This is a genomic window from Caldisphaera sp. (assembly GCF_023256325.1).
GTDB lineage: Archaea > Thermoproteota > Thermoprotei_A > Sulfolobales > Acidilobaceae > Caldisphaera.
In genome coordinates this window covers 65,539-84,267 of the sequence record NZ_JAGDXI010000015.1, presented here as the reverse complement: position 1 = coordinate 84,267, position 18,729 = coordinate 65,539, and the positions used below count along the sequence as shown (strand labels likewise).

At 32.2% G+C, this 18,729-nt stretch carries 21 protein-coding genes and 2 tRNA genes; 21 read left to right on the top strand and 2 right to left on the bottom strand.

Features of this window, described 5'->3' with window-relative positions; genetic code table 11:
- Positions 1–12 precede the first annotated feature (12 nt).
- A complete protein-coding gene (locus Q0C16_RS02315) occupies positions 13–402 on the bottom strand; it encodes a prefoldin subunit beta (protein ID WP_292319426.1) in 390 nt (129 codons plus the stop codon).
- 468 nt (positions 403–870) lie between these two features.
- Between Q0C16_RS02315 and ndhC the strand changes: the two genes are divergently transcribed.
- The 11 genes from ndhC to nuoN are packed head-to-tail and all read left to right on the top strand — an operon-like array spanning position 871 to position 11,245.
- Positions 871–1,275, top strand: a complete 405-nt coding sequence (ndhC, locus tag Q0C16_RS02310) for an NADH-quinone oxidoreductase subunit A (protein WP_292319425.1) — start codon at positions 871–873, stop codon at positions 1,273–1,275.
- Between the two features lie 14 nt (positions 1,276–1,289).
- Positions 1,290–1,928 (top strand): NADH-quinone oxidoreductase subunit NuoB, encoded by a 639-nt coding sequence (locus Q0C16_RS02305; protein WP_292319424.1) that lies wholly within the window; start codon positions 1,290–1,292, stop codon positions 1,926–1,928.
- The gene (locus tag Q0C16_RS02300) at positions 1,894–2,409 is read left to right on the top strand and encodes an NADH-quinone oxidoreductase subunit C (protein WP_292319423.1); all 516 of its coding nucleotides are present in this window, start codon (positions 1,894–1,896) and stop codon (positions 2,407–2,409) included. Before Q0C16_RS02305 ends, Q0C16_RS02300 begins: the two co-directional genes overlap by 35 nt.
- A 4-nt stretch (positions 2,410–2,413) precedes the next feature.
- Complete coding sequence (locus Q0C16_RS02295; RefSeq protein ID WP_292319422.1) at positions 2,414–3,664, top strand: NADH-quinone oxidoreductase subunit D; 1,251 nt, start codon at positions 2,414–2,416, stop codon at positions 3,662–3,664.
- A gap of 5 nt (positions 3,665–3,669) precedes the next feature.
- A complete protein-coding gene (nuoH, locus tag Q0C16_RS02290) occupies positions 3,670–4,713 on the top strand; it encodes an NADH-quinone oxidoreductase subunit NuoH (protein ID WP_292319421.1) in 1,044 nt (347 codons plus the stop codon).
- A gap of 10 nt (positions 4,714–4,723) precedes the next feature.
- Positions 4,724–5,374: an NADH-quinone oxidoreductase subunit NuoI gene (nuoI, locus tag Q0C16_RS02285; protein ID WP_292319420.1), complete on the top strand. Its 651-nt coding sequence runs from the start codon at positions 4,724–4,726 to the stop codon at positions 5,372–5,374.
- Positions 5,371–5,865 carry an NADH-quinone oxidoreductase subunit J gene (locus Q0C16_RS02280; RefSeq protein ID WP_292319419.1) on the top strand — a complete coding sequence of 165 codons (495 nt, stop codon included), beginning with the start codon at positions 5,371–5,373 and terminating at the stop codon, positions 5,863–5,865. Before nuoI ends, Q0C16_RS02280 begins: the two co-directional genes overlap by 4 nt.
- Positions 5,862–6,176, top strand: coding sequence for an NADH-quinone oxidoreductase subunit K (locus Q0C16_RS02275; protein ID WP_292319418.1), 315 nt, complete (start codon positions 5,862–5,864; stop codon positions 6,174–6,176). Before Q0C16_RS02280 ends, Q0C16_RS02275 begins: the two co-directional genes overlap by 4 nt.
- A gap of 2 nt (positions 6,177–6,178) precedes the next feature.
- Positions 6,179–7,741, top strand: a complete 1,563-nt coding sequence (locus Q0C16_RS02270; RefSeq protein WP_292319417.1) for a NuoM family protein — start codon at positions 6,179–6,181, stop codon at positions 7,739–7,741.
- A 6-nt stretch (positions 7,742–7,747) separates the two neighbouring features.
- The gene (locus tag Q0C16_RS02265) at positions 7,748–9,790 is read left to right on the top strand and encodes an NADH-quinone oxidoreductase subunit L (protein ID WP_292319416.1); all 2,043 of its coding nucleotides are present in this window, start codon (positions 7,748–7,750) and stop codon (positions 9,788–9,790) included.
- A 6-nt stretch (positions 9,791–9,796) separates the two neighbouring features.
- The gene (gene nuoN, locus Q0C16_RS02260; protein ID WP_292319415.1) at positions 9,797–11,245 is read left to right on the top strand and encodes an NADH-quinone oxidoreductase subunit NuoN; all 1,449 of its coding nucleotides are present in this window, start codon (positions 9,797–9,799) and stop codon (positions 11,243–11,245) included.
- 18 nt (positions 11,246–11,263) lie between these two features.
- Here the strand turns inward: nuoN and Q0C16_RS02255 are convergent.
- Positions 11,264–11,370, bottom strand: a tRNA-Met gene (locus Q0C16_RS02255).
- A gap of 149 nt (positions 11,371–11,519) precedes the next feature.
- Between Q0C16_RS02255 and Q0C16_RS02250 the strand changes: the two genes are divergently transcribed.
- From Q0C16_RS02250 to Q0C16_RS02205, 10 genes are all read left to right on the top strand, one after another.
- Positions 11,520–11,684 carry a ribbon-helix-helix protein, CopG family gene (locus tag Q0C16_RS02250; RefSeq protein ID WP_292319414.1) on the top strand — a complete coding sequence of 55 codons (165 nt, stop codon included), beginning with the start codon at positions 11,520–11,522 and terminating at the stop codon, positions 11,682–11,684.
- A 69-nt stretch (positions 11,685–11,753) separates the two neighbouring features.
- On the top strand, positions 11,754–12,899 hold the full coding sequence (locus Q0C16_RS02245; RefSeq protein ID WP_292319413.1) for a substrate-binding domain-containing protein: 1,146 nt from the start codon (positions 11,754–11,756) through the stop codon (positions 12,897–12,899).
- A gap of 10 nt (positions 12,900–12,909) precedes the next feature.
- Positions 12,910–13,704, top strand: a complete 795-nt coding sequence (locus Q0C16_RS02240; protein ID WP_292319412.1) for an ABC transporter permease — start codon at positions 12,910–12,912, stop codon at positions 13,702–13,704.
- 4 nt (positions 13,705–13,708) lie between these two features.
- Entirely contained in the window at positions 13,709–14,734 is a 1,026-nt protein-coding gene (locus Q0C16_RS02235) for an ATP-binding cassette domain-containing protein (RefSeq protein WP_292319411.1), read from the top strand.
- A 28-nt stretch (positions 14,735–14,762) separates the two neighbouring features.
- Positions 14,763–14,868, top strand: a tRNA-Cys gene (locus tag Q0C16_RS02230).
- An 88-nt stretch (positions 14,869–14,956) separates the two neighbouring features.
- Positions 14,957–15,370 (top strand): hypothetical protein, encoded by a 414-nt coding sequence (locus tag Q0C16_RS02225; protein ID WP_292319410.1) that lies wholly within the window; start codon positions 14,957–14,959, stop codon positions 15,368–15,370.
- Between the two features lie 15 nt (positions 15,371–15,385).
- Positions 15,386–17,341 carry a ribosome rescue protein RqcH gene (gene rqcH, locus Q0C16_RS02220; RefSeq protein ID WP_292319409.1) on the top strand — a complete coding sequence of 652 codons (1,956 nt, stop codon included), beginning with the start codon at positions 15,386–15,388 and terminating at the stop codon, positions 17,339–17,341.
- A 302-nt stretch (positions 17,342–17,643) separates the two neighbouring features.
- Positions 17,644–17,823 carry a zinc finger domain-containing protein gene (locus Q0C16_RS02215; RefSeq protein WP_367117883.1) on the top strand — a complete coding sequence of 60 codons (180 nt, stop codon included), beginning with the start codon at positions 17,644–17,646 and terminating at the stop codon, positions 17,821–17,823.
- A gap of 10 nt (positions 17,824–17,833) precedes the next feature.
- Positions 17,834–18,109, top strand: a complete 276-nt coding sequence (locus tag Q0C16_RS02210) for an elongation factor 1-beta (RefSeq protein ID WP_292319407.1) — start codon at positions 17,834–17,836, stop codon at positions 18,107–18,109.
- Positions 18,102–18,716, top strand: coding sequence for a VTT domain-containing protein (locus tag Q0C16_RS02205; protein ID WP_292319406.1), 615 nt, complete (start codon positions 18,102–18,104; stop codon positions 18,714–18,716). Before Q0C16_RS02210 ends, Q0C16_RS02205 begins: the two co-directional genes overlap by 8 nt.
- Positions 18,717–18,729 lie beyond the last annotated feature (13 nt).

Here is an 18,729-nt window from a genome sequence, read left to right as displayed (position 1 = left end):
AATTACCTATTTTTAACTTCCTGCCCCTCCAATTCCTCCTTTAGTTACAGGACCTCCGATACCTGATAACAATTGTTTTAATTCTACTGCAATTTTATCTATTTGTTCCTTTACCATTGATTCTTGATTTTTAAGTGCTTTTATTCTTAGTTCCAAATCCTCTTTCTTGGTTTCAAGTTCTTTTTCCAAATCCTCTTTCTTGCTTTTTACTAAAACAAAACCGGTCATTTTATACAGTTCGGCATCAGGCCCCAATACTTTTAATTTCTCTAATACCTTTTCAATTTCTCCTAATGATGACTCGGCATTCATTCTTTCTTGGACTATAACATTATATGAGTCTCTTAACTGCAAATATTTATTATATTTTGCCTCAGCTTCAGGTGGAACTCTTTCTACCAATTTTCTCCCCATAGTTTTTGTTATAGCTCTTCCTTTTATTTTTACGTTTGTGTAGATTTAAAGGTTTTACTTCGATGACATAAAATATTTTCTATTTCCCATTTTATAATCAAATGAAGACTCCTATAGGATCTAAGGATTTAACCCATTATGGATTATATTCTAGTTTTTTATTCGTATTCTATACAGCTTCTTGGTATTGCATAACCTTGTTATTGTATAAGTAGAGATTATTTATCTTTTTTGACAATAATGTTAGCAAGGATTCTTAACTATTTTAATTAAAAATAAAATTTGAAAGCTTTAGATTAATGATAAAGTTATAAATGCATTCCTTAAGAAGTAATTAATAGTTTAGTTTATCAAAACCGGTATAAAAATATTTATTAGAAATAACTATACAATACAAAGGTAAAAAAATAAATAAAACTCCTAATACTTATTTGATACGTGAAGGGTGAATTTAATTTGTCAATAGCCTATAATACATTTGTAATAACTGCGAATTCGATGGTAATAGTACCAATAGTAGTTTTCCTATTATTAGTTGCAGTAATATATCTTTTGAAATGGCTATTAAAGGCTAGTGAAGATGTAGAAAAAACAGAGCCATATAAAAAATTACCATTTGAATCTGCCAACCCACCAAAAGGAGTAGGTAAAGGGAAAGTTTCATTTCAATATTTTGGTTATTTAGTTATGTTTTTAGCCATGGAACCGGCTGTTGTGCTTCTAACATTTATAACTATTGTTCCTAAAACACTAATATTTCATGCCCTTCTATTATATTTAGTATTAGTTTTAGTATTTGCCCCTTTGTTGGCATATGCTGCATATGAGGCTAAGAAAATTAGAAAATGGATTTTGGATTGAGGTGATTTGTAGATATGAGTAAAAATGAAGAGAAAGGAAATGGAGAGGAAAAAGGTAGGTTTTTTATAGGAGATTTAGATACAGCAGCTGAAATGGCCAAGAATGCTCTTTTAAAAGGGACTATTGGGAAGATGGTTGATTGGGCTAACGCCTTTAGTCTATGGCCTGTTCACTTAATGACTAGTTGTTGCGGCTGTGAAATAGGGGCTGCATGGGGACCTAGATTTGATAACGAAAGATATGGATCACTTCCATGGGTTTCACCAAGGCAAACTAACTTAATTATAGTGGAAGGAACCGTTACAAAGAAAATGGCTTGTTCTGTTAGGATTACATGGGATCAAATGCCTTATCCAAAGTTTGCTATTGCTATGGGAGCTTGTTCACTTGATGGAGGAATATTCTATAATAGTTATAACATAGTTAGACCATGGCAAGTGATACCTATCGATGTTTATATACCAGGTTGTCCGCCAAGACCAGAAGCAGTATCTAGGGCTATTGTAGAATTGCAAAAATTGCTAAGAAATAAATCTATAGCAGCTAATTGGATAAAAGAAGCAAAGCGTGAAGATATGAAAAATATTATACCTAAGGAAGATTTATGTGGTTGGAGAGGTGAAAAAGTTGATCTCAATACAAGATTTACTTAAAAATGTATTAAAAGATAATGTTATTAGCATTGAACAAAACAAAGGTTATTTAGATGTATTAGTACCAACAGAGAAACTAGTCGAATCTGCTAAGAAATTAAAGGATTCTGGTTTTGATCATGTAAAATCTGTCACAGCTATTGACTATATTGCAAAGAAACAATTTAAAATAACATATCATATATCAAGTTATTTAAATGAGGAACTATCTAAGTATATTATAGGATTGTCAACTATAATTAATAGAGATAATCCTCATTTACCAAGCCTATCTAGAATATGGGTGAGCGCAGAATTCCAAGAAAGAGAAGTCTATGAATTCTTTGGAATAACATTTGATGATCATCCAGATTTACGTTTATTGCTATTAACTCCAGTAATAGCAGCATTGAAACCATTAAGAAAAGATTACGTTGTTAAAGAGGAGAGCGATGATATAGAGGTAGACTATGTAGCATACAACACAAATAAATGGTGGTGAAATTATGGAATCAAGTACTTCAGGTAGTGTAGTCCCTCATTTACCTGGTATGGAAGTAAGTGAGTTGTCCAAAAATACCTATGAAGTGTATATAGGACCTGCGCATCCTGGATCAGGACATATGAGAATTATAGTAGAAGTTGATGGAGATATAATGGTAAGAGTAGACCCTGATATAGGCTTTGTTCATAGAACAATGGAAAAGTTAGCAGAAGGAAGAGATTGGATAAAGAATATTCCTTTGTTTGAGAGGATGGCAATATTAGATGCATGCAATATAACTCTTCCATACGTTGAGGCTGTGGAAAAGCTGTTAGGCACAGAACCTCCCGAAAGAGCAAGATATTTGAGAACATTACTCTGTGAAATAAACAGAATAGCTAGCCATTTATATGGTATGGGTATATTTGGAGTATTTTTAGGGCATTCTACTCTTTATATGTGGGCGTTCGGAGATAGAGAGGTTTTCATAGATTTAGCAGAGCAGATGTCTGGAGCTAGGTTAACTCATTCATATCCTGTATTTGGTGGTGTTAGGAGAGATATACCAGATGATTTTCCGGAAGGAGCAAGGAAAGCAACTAGATATATGAGGAACAGACTTAATGAATATGCAAAGATTTTCTTAAACAATCCAAATATTAGAAGTAGGTTAGAAAATGTCGGAGTGATGTCAAAGAATTTAGCTACTGAATTAGGCATTGTTGGTCCTAATTTAAGGGCTAGCGGTGTAAGATATGATGTAAGACTTAACGAGCCATACGAGGCATATGGAGAATTAGAATTCGAAATACCTGTATTTGAAGAAGGAGATTCTTTAGCAAGGGCATGGGCAAGAGTAGAAGAAATTAGGCAAAGCTTAAACATAATTGATAAGGTGGTTGACTGGCTTGAGAAGCATCCTAGAGAAAATTTTATGCACGAGAAATTCTGGAAGACGGCTCCTAAGTTATATAAAGATGTTTATACAGGTCAAATAGATTATGCCGGTAAATATAGGGTAAAATTAATGCCGCTGTTTGCATCTCTTAAGGTTCCTCCAGGAAAAGCGTTCGCAAGAGTCGAAGCAGGAAGAGGAGAAATGGTTTATTATGTAGAAAGCGATGGTAAAGATGTTCCATATAGGGTAAGAGTTGTATCGCCTTCATTTAGGAATGTAATAGCATTCAAATATTTAATGCCCGGCCATAGATTAATGGACTTACCAGCTATATATGGTAGCTTTGATTATTTCCCGCCTGAATGGGATAGGTGATCTTTATGATTACATGGTATTTGGTTTATAGGATAATAGTTGATGATATAATATTTTACCCTCCAATATATCAATTTTTAATAATACCTGGATTAATTGCGGCTCTATTAGTTGCTTTATTTATAATATGGTTTGAAAGAAAAGCTGCAGCTTTTGTGCAAATGAGATATGGGCCAAGGGAAATCGCACCAAGGATTGGAGGGGCAATACAGCTAGTAGCTGATCTAACTAGGTATGCATTGCAAGAAATTATTATTCCTGAGACTGTAGATGTTTTGCCTTACATATTGTCACCAATAATCATGATAATTCTTGCATTGTTGCCATTGGAAGCAGTTCCTTTAACATCAATTAGAACTTATTTCCCAATACCGCCTGATTATAGCTTATTAATAGCAGTTGCTTTGAGCACTTTATCTCCACTGTTTGTAGTTTTAATGTCATGGGCAAGTAATAATAAATTTGCTGTTGTTGGAGGAATAAGAGAATCTTTTATAATAACAGCTTATGAATTAATTGCGGTTTTAGGCTTTTTGTCAGCTGCAGCTATGACCCAATCTTTTAATATAGTTAATATAGTAAATATACAGATGTCTGGAAAATGGTTAGGTCTATTAAACCCAATAGCTTTATTGGCTGTTTTTATAGCAGTATTGATGTCTACTAGTGGATTTCCATTTGAAATACCTGATTCAGAAAGTGAATTAGTTGCTGGCCCATATACTGAATATACGGGGCTATTATACGGGCTTAATATGGGAGGAGGTTACATAAAAAGATGGGTCTTTAGCATCTTGATAGCTTTAGTATTTTTAGGAGGTTGGGCGCCATATAAGCCAGTGCCTGGTATAATTACTGGTTACTTTATACCAAGTCTTATCGTATCGATAAAAGCATTAATAGTTATGGCAATAATGAGTTTCTTGAGAAGCGTTTATGGAAGGTATAGAGTTGATCAGGCTTTAGGAATCGCGTGGGAAATCCTAATACCTTTAACTTTAGCCGCATTTGGTTTAGGCTTAGCTGAGGCATATTTTGGTATAATATGAGGTGAAATAAATGCCAGCAAAAGTTGCATTAAAGAGGAATCCCAAAAAGAATCCATTAGGTAGGGTTTTTGTAGGTAACATAGGAGCTTTGGCTATAGGTTTGAAGTATTTTTTGGATCCAAATAGGATTACCTTGTTATACCCTCATGAGTATATAAAATTAAGACAAGGTTATAGAGGCTTTATAGTTTTAATTCAAGACAAATGTATTAGTTGTTCTTCATGTGCTAGGATATGTCCAGCAAGAGCAATGAAAATGTTATCTGTTAAAGTTTTTGATAAAAGGTTAAAGAAGGAAATGGTCAAAAAATTCCCTGTTATAAATTATAATAGATGTATATTTTGTGGTTATTGTGTAGATGTATGCCCGACAGAAGCTTTGTATCATGTTCCATATCATGATTTAGTGTATATGAACATGCAAGATATGATATTATCTTTAGAGGATTTCCAAAAAGAACCAGAAAATGTTTCAGCAAAAGAGGGCATACCAGTTAGATATGTGTTTGATGAGAAAAGAGGTTTAGTAAAAATTAAACAGGAAGAAGAGAAAAAAGAGATTTCACAACCTGTAGAACAAACAAAACAACAAGAAAGCACAAAACAACAAACAAACAATCCAGAACCAAAATCAGTTAATAAAGGAGGTGTTAATCAATGAACCCCATACTATCTTTACCTTTGTTCGCGTTATTATTAGGGGTTGCAGCTATAATAGCAGCATATTATGTTATAAAAGTTAAAGACTTGGTTTATGCAAGCTCAATGTTAGCAGTTTTAGCTTCTCTGATAGCTGCACTGATAGCGCTTTTAGGATTTGGAATAGTATCAGCATATCTAGTCTTAGTTTATGTGGGGGCAGCTGTTATGTTTATAATAATTGCTATTTCAATGGTAGGAGTTAGGGGAAGAGAATCTAAAGAACCTTTTTTAGGCTTTGCAGCTGCTTCTTCTATAGCTGTTACAATAGGCATAATAGTATTAGCTGGAAAACTCTATAATTTATATTCATATCCAGAATATGTTTCAGTTACACAAGCCGCTTCTGGCCTTTTATCACATTACTTGCCAGTAATAGCATTAATAATAATAGCTCAAGCTGCTACATTGGTTGAAGCTATAAGCATAGCAAGAAGGGGTGAAAAAGAATGATAATTATAGATCAGTTAACTGGAGCAATAGTTATGGTAATATCTGCCATAATAATTGGAATTGGAGCTTATGGCGTTACATCATCAAGAAGTTTGTTTAGGCAACTGCTATCTATAGAGGTTATATTTAATGGGTTATTAGTTTTAGTTTTGTCTTTATTATCATTTAATGCCATAATAGCAACTTATTTTGGTATAGTTATAATAAGTGTCGTTTCGGCAGAAGTTATAGTAGTTGTTTCTATTTTGGTTGCATATATGAGGGAATCTAAGTCAGTTAGCTCTGAAGATCTTGAAGAAGGGGGTGTTTGATAGTGTTGTTATCATTTCCCGCTTTGTGGTTAACTATTTTGCTACCTATATTACTTGGCGTATTGGCGTGGCTTCTAGGTAAATATGAAAGTGCAGTTAAAGCTTTAATATACTTGTCAGGATTTGTATTATTAGTCCCACTAGCGTTAGTATTATCTTATTACGCATCTGGTGAAATATCTAAAAGTATAGTCGACCCTATTTATATAAACCTAGTATCATATAGAATTGGAACCTTTTATCTCGGCATAGATGGTCTATCAGCTCCTATAGTGATTGGGATATCTATAGTTACAGCTTTTGTTTCATTTTATGGCATCAAATATATGACTAAAAGGATCGAAGAAATGAAAGAAGAAAATGAAAAGGTTCCTAATTTGGGCGTTTATGCATTTTTATATAATATATTTGCAGTTACAATGCTTGGAATAGCATATTCAAGCAACTTAATTGAATTTTACATATTTTTAGAAGGTACATTAATTTCGTCATTTTTATTAATTGCATACTATGGTTATGGCGATAGGAAAAAGATATCATTGCTTTATTTTGTTTGGACTCATATAGGAGCAGTATTGTTATTAACCGGGATTTTGTACTTTGGATATCTTGTAGGATCTTTTAACTATATGACATTATTAAATGGCTCCTTAACACCTATAGGTTCAGAAGAAGCAATATTAGGTGGTGCAACAACAATTATAGCACTCTTAATGCTTATAGGTCTCTTTGTTAAGATGGCAGTATTTGGAGTTCATATGTGGTTACCATATGCTCATGCAGAAGCACCAACGCCTATTTCTGCTTTGTTATCACCAAACCTGATAGGACTTGCGGGATACGCTATTGCTAGATTTGTTTTCCAATTTTTCCCAACAACTATGTTAACTTGGAGACCATATTTGTTAACCCTTGCATTTGTAACAATAATTTATGGAGGATTAGTTGCTTTAAGACAAAAAGATTTTAAGAGATTTTTAGCATATTCAAGCATTAGCCAGATGGGTTATATGTTATTAGGATTAGCAACTTTAACATCATATGGCATTATTGGAGCAATGCTTATATATTTATCTCACGCAATCGGTAAGGCAATATTATTCATGTCAGCAGGTGTCTTTATTACAGAACTTAAAAATCTTAGGGATATAACTAAAATGGGAGGGCTTGCTAAGAAATATCCTTTAACTGCAGCTCTCGCTTTGTTTGGATTTATGAATTTAACAGGATTACCGCCAAGTGTTGGCATGTGGAGTGAAATATTAGTTGTTATGGGATTAGTCCAATCTTATATGCTTAGAAATCTAGCTTCTCTTATAGGTTTTACTGCTTTGCTTATAGTTTCTCTAACATTAACTGGTGCATATTCATTTATAATGATGAGAAGAATATTCTATGGACATTCTAGAAGTAAAATAGAAGGAAGCGAAAAAATCGATGTATTTAAATTATCTATATTAGGAGTTGCTATATTTGGTTTTGTGTTTTTCTTAGTCATAAATCCTCTTATATCAAGTCTAAATACATCAGTAATAACTTTTATAATATCATCTTTGGGTAGGTGATTATAAATGATTACTGTATATTCAAATTGGTTTGAATGGAGTTCAATATGGTTGTCTCCTTTTATAGGTGCAGGTATTTTAGCCTTATTATGGCTATTCAATGTGAGAAATGAAAAAGTATATAACATAATAAGCGTCTTAAGCATATTTATATCGTCAATAGTATCTTCTGTAGCATTGTATGATGTTTTGATAAAACATGAGATAATAGTTGCTGAGACTTCAACGTATTGGGTAAGTTTACTTAAAATTAAAGTGGGCACATATTTAGATGGTCTTGGGGCTATAATGTCTACAATAGTTTCATGGCTTAGCTTTTTAATAGCCGTGTATAGCGTAGAATATATGAAGAAAGATTGGGGAGTTCAAAGATATTTCTTCTTTATATCATTCTTTGTAGGTAGCATGCTATTGCTTGTAACTGCAAGCAATATGATATTAATGTTTATAGGATGGGAAGGAACAGGTCTTGCAAGCTATGCTCTAATAGGCCATTGGTATACTGATGAGGAAGAATATTGGGTAGGGGTTCCAGGAAGAAAAGCGTTAGGATTACCAATGTATTTTGAACCAAGCACTAGCGGTATAAGAGCTATTCTATTTACGAGAGTTGGAGATGTAGGCTTTCTAGTGGGATTTACTTCATTATTTTTCATTGCAAATAGCTTTAGTATCCCTACTATAGCCTCTACTGCAGGAACTTGGATGGGTCTCTTAGCATCTAAAGGAATGTTAACTGCTTTTTTGCTTATATTTACGCTAGGCGCATTAGCAAAGAGCGCACAATTCCCATTCCACGAGTGGTTAGTAACAGCTATGACAGGTCCAACACCTGTTTCTGCATTAATACATGCTGCAACAATGGTTAAGGCAGGTGTTTACTATATATTGCGTTTTGCCCCTATATTCTTTATAGGAGCAATAGCTGCAAGTTCTTTAGCAGTATCGCAAACACAGGAATATTTTTACATTGTAGCAGGATTAGCAGTCACGACAGTATTTATTATGGCAACTATGGCCATAGTAAGCAATGAATTTAAATTAATATTAGCATATTCAACTGCCGAATACTTAGGTTATATGATATTAGCTGTTGCGGCAGGAGGACTATTTGTTGTAACTCATAATTATACAGCTATGGCGGATGCTGAATTAGCTGGTATAGCAATGCTTTTAGCTCATGCAATATTTAAAGCAGCTTTATTTTTAATAGCTGGATATGCATTGCATGCAACTGATAGCAGATTTATCGATTATATGGGTAATTTCTCAAAATATATGAAAGTGACAACGATATCTATGTGGTTAGCTGGTCTAAGCTTAGCAGCAATACCTCCGTTTAGTGGTTTCTTTGCAAAAGAATTAGTGTTAGAAAATGTTGCAAAGACAGGATATTTAGGAATTTACATATTTGCGGTTTTAGCAGTATTTTTCACAGCTGCCTACATATCTAGGCTAATCATAAGAGTATTCCATTCCCCACCATATCAAGAATCAAAAGAACATCATTTGCATGAAGCTCCTATATTAATGCTTGCTCCATATACAATATTAGCTTTAGCAGCCCTCGTTTTAGGTATATTATGGTTCTATACAGGTAAAGGATTGGAAATAGGGATATTTGAAACTTTAGGTATACAGGCATCTCCAGCATTTAACGTAGTTGTTGATGCATCAACTATTATTATAACCACTTTAATTGTAATTGACTTCGCAATAATAGCTTATCTTTATATAAGAAGATATAACTTTATGGCAATGCTTGATAGGAGCTCTGTTCTCAAATCACTGCATACTTTCTTATACGATAGATGGTTCATAAATTCAGCTCTATACTATTTGTTCTTATACTCATTCATGGGATTATCATGGCTAATGGGAGTTATCAATACCGCTATAGATTTATTCTATCACTATGTAATACCTAAAGCTGGAGAATTGGCATCAAAAGGATTAAGGGCATTTTTCAGAGGCAGGACAGATTATTTGATAGCCCTTTACATAATTATGGCAAGTATCGTTATATTAATTGTATTCTTTGGATGGTGATAAATGATGTGGGAAGTAGGAATTATTGAATTTTTCTTATATCTGACATTGGCTATGGGGTTAATTTCACCTATATTAGGGATAAGAAACGATAAAAGCGATTGGCCTGTTGTGATGGGAATTGTTGGAATAGGTACCTTTTTTGTTGTATCTTTATTATCATTATATGCCAGCTTCCAAAATATACTTATATTTTACAATGGATTAGTGATTCAAGATTCATTCACTTCTTTAATCCTATTGGGTTCATCCATAGCATCAATAATTTACATCATTGCAGTAGGTAAAGATGGACTTAAATGGTCAAGCAGACCTGCTCTATATAGCTTAATACCTTTAGTATTATTTGGTTTGTTCTTCTTATCAGGGGCAACTGATGCATTAATGATACTGGCGTCATGGCTTCTAGTATCTGTTGCAAGCTATGTGTTTGTTTCATTACCAGATGGAAAAGAAAGCAAGGAGGCTTCTATTAGGTATATAATGGTAGGAATGATAGGTACATTGATACTAGCTTTCTGGGTAGCATCATTTGCAATTTCTCCTAGACCAGATTCAAGTAGTTTTCTATTAACATCATTAATCCCAACAACAAAATCAGGTTTTAGTATAGTTGGGTTAACAGTTTTGTTACTAATAGCAGCTTTAGGGTTTAAGGTAGGTTTATTCCCATTCCATTGGTGGTTACCAAGTGTCTATGGAAGAGGCGATGGTAGGGGTATATCATTTGTTGCTGGTATAATTAAGTTAGGATTTATAGCAATAATAACTAGATCAATAGTTATTATGGCATCTTCAATAAACGGTATAAGTCCCATAGCAAGTTATGCAGCCCTTTTAATAGCCTTTTTATCTGTGGCAAGTATGGTCTATGGCAATATAGCTGCTTTAACATCAAGGGATTTCCAGGTAATATTATCTTATAGCAGTATGGCTCAAGTTGGTTATATTTTTGCGGCTATAGCTGCTGCAGCATATTTTTCAGGAAACTCTGAAATAAGTCTTTTAAGACTAGCTCTATTTGCAGTTGCGTTGCAATCGATAGCATATGGCATTGCAAAAACACCTTTATTTGCATTTGTTGGAAAGACAAAAAGAGAATTAAGTGATTTACATGGATTGCTTTCATCAAATCCTGCAGCTGCAATTTCTGCTTCAATATTACTTTTCAGCCTTTTAGGTATACCACCATTATTAGGTTTCTGGGGGAAACTTTACTTGTTTTTATCTGCCTCAGGATATAGTATATGGCTTGTGCTGTTGGCATTGATTAACAGTGGAATAAGTGCGGTTTATTATATTATTGCATCAAGAGAAATATTATCTAAAGGTGAAAATAAGATAACAGTTGGAAAAGGTTACACTGCTGCTTTAATTATTTCAGCCTTAGCATTAATTATTATTGGTTTATATGCACCGTTTTTATTAAAATCTATAGTAAACATTTATTATTAATTTTTTTTTTTTTGAAAATGCCGCCGCCGGGATTCGAACCCGGGACCTCCGGATTACTCAGGCTTTATCGATTTCGGTTAAACGCCGTATGAGTCCGGCGCTCTAACCTCCTGAGCTACGGCGGCCCATTGTTAAATGAGAAGCTTGTTTGAAATTTAACCTTTTCTTTAGAATACTTTCGGTAAAATTTTATTATTTTCAATTAATTGTATAGTTATGTTTATACTCGGGTTGCTAAAAAGTTTCATAGGTAATACTTATGATCGGTGAGATAATGAGCGAATTTAATAAAAAGGTAGACGAATTGAGGATAGTTAGTTTTAGAATAGATACTGATACTTTATTTAAGTTGGATAAAATAACTTTAAAAACAAAAAGTAATAGAAGTGAAGTTATAAGAAAGGCTATAGAGCAATACTTAAAAAATGAAATTAAATAATTTTTATATAGATAGTCGATACAATAAATCATTTATGAAAGAACATCTTCATAAATATAGGGATAAAAAATGGCAAATATTTGGACTTATTTAATAGTAGGATTAATAGTAGGATTAGTAATAGGTGCCGGTATAGGTTATGCAGTTGTTCCAAAAACTACTAAAACAGTTACAACTACACCTCCTACAACTACAACTTCGCAACAAACAAGCGTATTTACGGTTGGGGCTGCTGGAACTCTAAAGTTTTCGTTTGGCAAATTAATTAATTTGACTAGCACTTATTATCCAGGACTTGGTGTTGGAACACCAATGTTTAAAGGTAGTGGAGAAGTAGCGCAAACCGAGAATACAACTAAAGAATTTAGTATAGTTGCTTCTGCAGATACAACGACAATTCCATCAGTTTTGTTCCCTAATATAGCTAACTATGAAATAGCTTTTGGAATAACTCAAATGGTAATAATTGTTGATTTACAAACTGCAGCAGGAAAACAGGTATATAGTCTATGGAAAGAAACTCAGAATATGCAACCTTTATCAAGCCAATGGAACCAAACATGGAAGGAAATATTTTCGATAATTGCATCTAATCCATCAACAGTGATTGGAGTATCTAATCCCTTTACTGATCCTAGTGGGTATCAAGCTCAATGTGTCTTAAAACTGGCAGGCTTATCATTCTTTAATAATGCATCATATTTATATAATTCCGTTTATAATAATCCTTCAAAATATCAGATGAGAAATACTGAAACGGATTTACTTACATTAATGGCAACAAATAATTCGGTTTCATTCATATTATCAGCTTATATGTCTAATGCTTTACCTCAAACTAAGAGCTATCAAAGCGAAGGATATAATATAACATACATAACTTTACCGCCTTTAGTAAATTTGGGTAACTTATCTTACGTAAACTATTATCATAATGTTAACGTGACTTGGTCAGAACTAGGCCAAACAAAAACTTTTACATGTAATCCAGTAGTATATACGATAACTATTCCTAAGTATGCACCTAATCCACAAGCTGCAATAAACTTCATTTTATTGCTATACAGTCCTCAAGGACAACAGGTATTAAAGAGTTATGGTATACAACCAATAGTACCAGGAATAGTTTATGGAAATTACTCAAGCGTTCCATCAGTAATTAAGCCCTTTGTAATACCGGTTAATGAGACCAATTTGATGAGCATATTCCCATGAGTGAAAAATTTTGAAGAGGGTACAAATATTTTTTATTTTTTCTCTAATTTTTTCTTTAATATTTTTAATATTTTTTGTTTATCCAATAACTGTTCTCCTATTAGTAGGTAGCAAAGGCATTATATCATCATTAAAAAATGAATCATTTCTGGCTGCGGTCTATGTTACTTTGATTATATCTACTACAGCCGCAATCTTCGCAGTAATATTTGGTTTACCACTAGGCTATATAATAGCTAGATATGAATTTAAATTTAAGAGCGTAATAGAGACCATTATAGATATACCGATAGTAATACCCCATGTGGTAGTAGGAATAATGATAGTATTGGCATTCTCTTCTCAATATGGTTTAGGGCCTTTCTTACATAGGTTTGGAATTAACGTTATAGATACAATATTAGGAGCAACTCTTGCCGTTTCTTATCTTTCTTCAACATACACAATTAGAATTATAGAATCTTCAATAAAAATGATAGATCCCGAAATGGAACTAATATCTAGGAGTTTAGGGGCATCACAAATGAGGACTTTCTTTAATGTCATTCTGCCAAATATATGGAAGTCTGTTGCTAATGGTGCTCTTTTGACATGGGCCAGAGCAACATCCGAGGCAGGGGCTTTATTTATTGTAGCATATTATGTTTTATTTGGAAAAACAACTGTTTATCCATCATCCGTATATATCTATGAGAGTTATGTAGGTTTAGGACTGATAGATGCAGTTAAGTTTTCTGCTGCATTATTAGTAATAGTAATTGGCATATTTATCTTATTCAGATTGTTCCTAAACTTGAGGAGATAAAGAGTTGGAAGCTCTAACTATACAAAATTTAACTGTAAAACTAAAAAATTTTGTATTAGGGCCAATAAATTTAGAGTTAGAGGAACACGGATATTATGTTATAGCTGGTCCCAATGGGAGTGGAAAAACAACACTCCTCAGATCAATATTAGGGTTTTACAGGCCTTTATATGGGAAAATTATATTATATGGAAAAGATATAACAAACTTACCCATAGAAAAAAGGAAAATAGGTTATGTTACACAAAGCTACTCTCTTTTTAATAATATGGATGCAAAATCTAATATAGAATATGGCCTCAAATTAATGAAATTGAATAAAAGTGAAAGAGAAAAAAGAATTAAAGACATATCAGTTATGTTAAATATAGAGAATCTTTTGAATAAAAAGCCAAAAGAATTAAGTGGGGGTCAGCAGCAATTAATTTCAATAGCTAGGGCATTAGTTATTGAACCCAAAATTTTATTGCTAGATGAACCTCTTTCCAACTTAGATCCAAACGTTAAAAAGAATTTGAGAAATATCTTGAAAAAAATTACCAAATTAAAAACAACAACCATAATACATGTAAGCCATTTTATTGAGGATGCTTTTGAATTGTCTACAAAGCTTTTCTTTATGTATAAAGGTAAGATAATTGAAGCTGGTAATCCTGTAGAGATAATCAATAATCCAAAAACGCTGGAATTTTCTGAATATTTAGGTTATTCTAATATGATCGATACCAATTCTTTTGAAATATTAGAAAATATTTTTCATGATTTAAAAGGACTGAATTATGATGGTAAAGTTTATGCAGTTTTTAGGCCAGAAGATGCAAAAATATGTGGTAATAGATGTTGCGACTATAGTTTTGAAGGAAAAATAACAGATGTCGGCTTAACTTCTCGTGGTTTTTTGTATACTGTAAAAGTTAACGATAAAACTTTTAATATATTTTCTGAAGATAAATTTGAAGAGAACAATAAAGTGTATTTATGCTTTGATGCTAATAAGATAAAAATTGTAAGATCTGCAAATGAAATTTAAATATTTTTGTAATCCTTTCAATTTATGGGCCGGGGTGGCCGAGCGGTCTAAGGCGGCGGGCTGCAGTAATAATGTGGCCAAGCCCATCGTTTGCTGAGACCCGTTATTCCCGGGTTCGAATCCCGGCCCCGGCTCATAGCTCTATATCAATGTATAACTTTAATACGCATAATAGAATTATATAATAGGGCTATGAAATGCCTTGCGACGAGGTGACCTTATTTGGGGAATGATCTGGAAAAGCCGAATGAGCCCCATGAATGTAAAATAATAGTTTATGATGGCTATTTGGATATAGTTAATCTGCTTAATGAAATAAAAGAAAAGATTTATATATATAATGCTGATATATCATTAAAAGGTTATTATTTAAAACCCGTGCATAAAGTATATAAAGTAAAAAATGGTAAAAATAAAGTAATTTATGAATATTATGGAAGATATTGGTGGAAGAAAGTTGGTAAAAAAATGATATATTCTGGCATAACAAAACCAAAGATATTACCTTCGCCTCCAGATAATCCATTAGATGGTCTTTCAATAATTAGAGATGGTAAAAACGTTATAATTGATTGCTTTATTTATGATAAATTTAAGTGGATATTTAAGGATAGAAAAACGGAAAGAACTTGGTAATTATGGGGAAAAATTATGGCAAGAAAATCAATGTCTTCATTTGATATTTATTCATGGGTTAACACATCGGGAAAATTAATTTTAGGACAAAGAGTAGACAATGCATACTATGAGGGAAAATTTGTTTTATTAAAAATAAAAACTAAAATAAGTGATTTTCTGTTAATAGAACCTTCAATAAGGATTCACTTTACTAAAAGAGTTAGGCCATCTAGCGAATTTGTGAGCAAACCCTTTGCTATGCTGTTGAGAAAATATATAAGGAATCAGAAAATTAATTTAGTTGAGCAAATAGGATTTGATAGAATTGTTAAAATCGTTTTTTCTAACGAAAAATTATTTGCTGAGATTCTTCCCAAGGGGGTTGTAGTTTTAACCAATGAAGAGAACCAAATTCTGGGGTCAACAAAGTATCTAAAGTTTAAGGATAGAGAAATAAAGACAAAAGTAAATTACATTTTTCCAAAAATTATTGAGACAAAGCCCTGGGAATTAAAATTAGAGGAAATTATAAGTAATATATCTAAATATAAAGATATAGCTAGAGGATTGGTCATGGGTTTGAATATTCCAGGAGAGGTCGCTGAAGAAGTTCTTTATTTGTTAGGTATACCAAAAGAAACTAATCCATCAAATATTGACAAGAATAGTATAGAACAAATCTTAATAAATTTAAAAAAATTAATAGACAACAGCTTAGAGGGTAAGGGTTACATATATTTTATTAATGAAAACCCCGTGCAAGCAACACCATTTATATCAAAAAACATTTTGGAGAATGGAGGGAGAATGATCGAATATGAAAGTTTTGATATTGCTTTAGATGATTACTTTAACATGATATCTGAAGTAGTTAATACTAAAATTGAAGAAGAAAAATCAAAGATAATGCACAGTATTGAAGAGAATAAAATTTTATCAGCAAAATATATTGAAGAGTCACAAAAATTAGAAAGAGATGCGCAATTAATTGCACAGAATTATTCAGCTATAGAAGAAATAGTTAATTGCATTAATAAAAATAATGGGAATTGTAAAAATGTTGTAAAAATTGATAACAAAGAAAAGTATGCAATTATTGATTTTAATGGGGAACTGATTAAAGTATACTTTAATGAAAGTTTAGATAAGACTATTATTAGGTTATATAAGGAAGCAGGAGAACTTAGATCAAAATCTAAAAAAGCTATCAGTTCCATTAATGACATGATGAAAAGGTTAAACGAGCTTGAAGAAAAAATTGAGGTAGAAAAAGTTAAAAATTTGATAAAAAATAGAAGAAAGGAGTGGTACGAAAAATATCATTGGGTTATAACAAGAAACGATTTTTTAGCTATTGGTGGTAAAGATGCTGATCAGAATGAAAGTATTGTAAAGAAATATTTAAAAGATAAAGATGTTTATATTCATGCAGACATTCATGGTTCTCCATCAGTAGTTTTATTCACTGGAAATAAAGAAGTTAAGGAAGATGATATAAATGATGCAGCAATAATAGCTGTTGCATATAGCAAAGCTTGGAAAGCTGGCATGGGGAGCGTTGGAGTATATTGGGTATATGGCAATCAAGTTTCAAAGTCTCCACCTTCGGGAGAATACTTATCAAAGGGATCATTTATGATATATGGTAAAAAGAATTTCTTAAAGCCCTTTAATGTTGAACTTTATATTGGCGTTACCTTTAGAGAGGAAATACCGATTATAATATCTGGTAGTGAAGAAAACGTCAAGCTAAAATCTATAGTATATTCAAAGATTATTCCAGGTGAAAAAGGGCAAAAAGAAATTGCAGAAGAATTAAAAATAGAATTTTCTAAGTTGTTTAATGATAAGGAAAGAATATACATGCTTGCGTTAAATGAAAATGAGATCATGCAAAAAATTCCAGGTAAATCTAGAATAATTTTCGTTAAAAAAGGATTAAATAAAAGTACAATAAACTTGAAATATGATCTTTCGGATTCATCTTAATTTTTTCAATAATAAATTTTAATTAATATATTTAAAATAGTTTATTTAAGAAGCCTAGGTCTTGTTTGATATAAATTAAAAAATTTTTAGAGCTTTAATTTAGTTATTTCTCTTTCTATACTTATTTACTGAACAATTTTATTTTATACTAGAAAATAAAAATAATCTTTTAATTCATCGTTAGAGAATAAAAAGATTAGACTGCATGAAGATTTTAAAGATAACAAGATTTTAAAACTCTGTGTCCAAAATATAATGAGGTGCTATTAGAAGTGTCAGTCACAGCAATAAAGAGATTGGATATGCTCGATACAGTTCAGCCTCCAATATGTACTAGTTGCGGAAAAATAATTCATCCGAGAGAAAAAGCAGTATCATTTTATTGTCCTAACTGTGGAAAAGCATTGATTTGGAGATGTAGCAAATGTAGAAAGCAAGGTATGAAATATAAATGTCCAAATTGTGGATTTATTGGACCTTAGGTGATATTATATGGCAAAAGTTGCTGTATTGTTGAAAGTAATGCCAAATTCTCTAGATATTAAGCTAGATAGCCTTAAAAACGAAATACAAAAATCACTTCCTACAGGTTATCAAATAATAGACAGCAAAGAAGAACCAGTTGCATTTGGGTTAAAAGCTCTAATACTATTGGTTTCTATGCCTGAAAATACAGAAGGAGGCACGGAAGATCTCGAATCATTAATTAGAGGAGTAGAAGGGGTAGAAGACGTAGAAGTTGAAACAGTCAGCAGATTGAGTGAGTAGTTGGATTATGAATGATGCTTTTTATTATTTATTGTTAGTTTTTTGGATATCATTCATATCAAATGCAATTCCTTTTGGTGGTCCTCCTTACACGATAATCACTGCAACTGCCATAATTCAGCTTAATTACAATTACTTCTGGGAATTAATAATATTAGCTTCATTAGGAGCAATTTTATCAAAAATAATTATCTATTTGTTTGGAAGCTTGTTCAAAAAACCTTTATTAAAAAATAAAAATGTTAAGATGTTATCAAGCTTACCGAATAAATATATTTTATTAATACTTTTCATTTTATCCATTATACCTGTTTTGCCATTTGATGATTATCTATACTTAGCTGGAGGAGCTGCGAAAATATCATTGCTTAAAATGGCCTTAATAACTTTAATTGCAAAATTTTCTAAAACAATAATTGAAATATATATCGAGTTAAAGGTAATTACCTTGGCATCATATTTGCTATCCATATCAAAACCAGATATAGCTATAATTTTAACTGTAGTTTTTATAGCAATAGGTATCGCAGGCTTTAAGATAGATTGGGAAAAGCAATATTATAAAGCAAAGGATGTTATAATTAAGAAAAAAGAAAATATTAGTTAAGGTTTTAAAATCA

Coding starts and splice junctions, on each gene's coding strand:
- Q0C16_RS02305 (WP_292319424.1), top strand. CDS start 1,290: ATGAGTAAAAATGAAGAGAAAGGAAATGGAGAGGAAAAAGGTAGGTTT.
- Q0C16_RS02295 (WP_292319422.1), top strand. CDS start 2,414: ATGGAATCAAGTACTTCAGGTAGTGTAGTCCCTCATTTACCTGGTATG.
- nuoH (WP_292319421.1), top strand. CDS start 3,670: ATGATTACATGGTATTTGGTTTATAGGATAATAGTTGATGATATAATA.
- nuoI (WP_292319420.1), top strand. CDS start 4,724: ATGCCAGCAAAAGTTGCATTAAAGAGGAATCCCAAAAAGAATCCATTA.
- Q0C16_RS02280 (WP_292319419.1), top strand. CDS start 5,371: ATGAACCCCATACTATCTTTACCTTTGTTCGCGTTATTATTAGGGGTT.
- Q0C16_RS02275 (WP_292319418.1), top strand. CDS start 5,862: ATGATAATTATAGATCAGTTAACTGGAGCAATAGTTATGGTAATATCT.
- Q0C16_RS02265 (WP_292319416.1), top strand. CDS start 7,748: ATGATTACTGTATATTCAAATTGGTTTGAATGGAGTTCAATATGGTTG.
- nuoN (WP_292319415.1), top strand. CDS start 9,797: ATGTGGGAAGTAGGAATTATTGAATTTTTCTTATATCTGACATTGGCT.
- Q0C16_RS02250 (WP_292319414.1), top strand. CDS start 11,520: ATGAGCGAATTTAATAAAAAGGTAGACGAATTGAGGATAGTTAGTTTT.
- Q0C16_RS02245 (WP_292319413.1), top strand. CDS start 11,754: ATGGCAAATATTTGGACTTATTTAATAGTAGGATTAATAGTAGGATTA.
- rqcH (WP_292319409.1), top strand. CDS start 15,386: ATGGCAAGAAAATCAATGTCTTCATTTGATATTTATTCATGGGTTAAC.
- Q0C16_RS02215 (WP_367117883.1), top strand. CDS start 17,644: ATGCTCGATACAGTTCAGCCTCCAATATGTACTAGTTGCGGAAAAATA.
- Q0C16_RS02210 (WP_292319407.1), top strand. CDS start 17,834: ATGGCAAAAGTTGCTGTATTGTTGAAAGTAATGCCAAATTCTCTAGAT.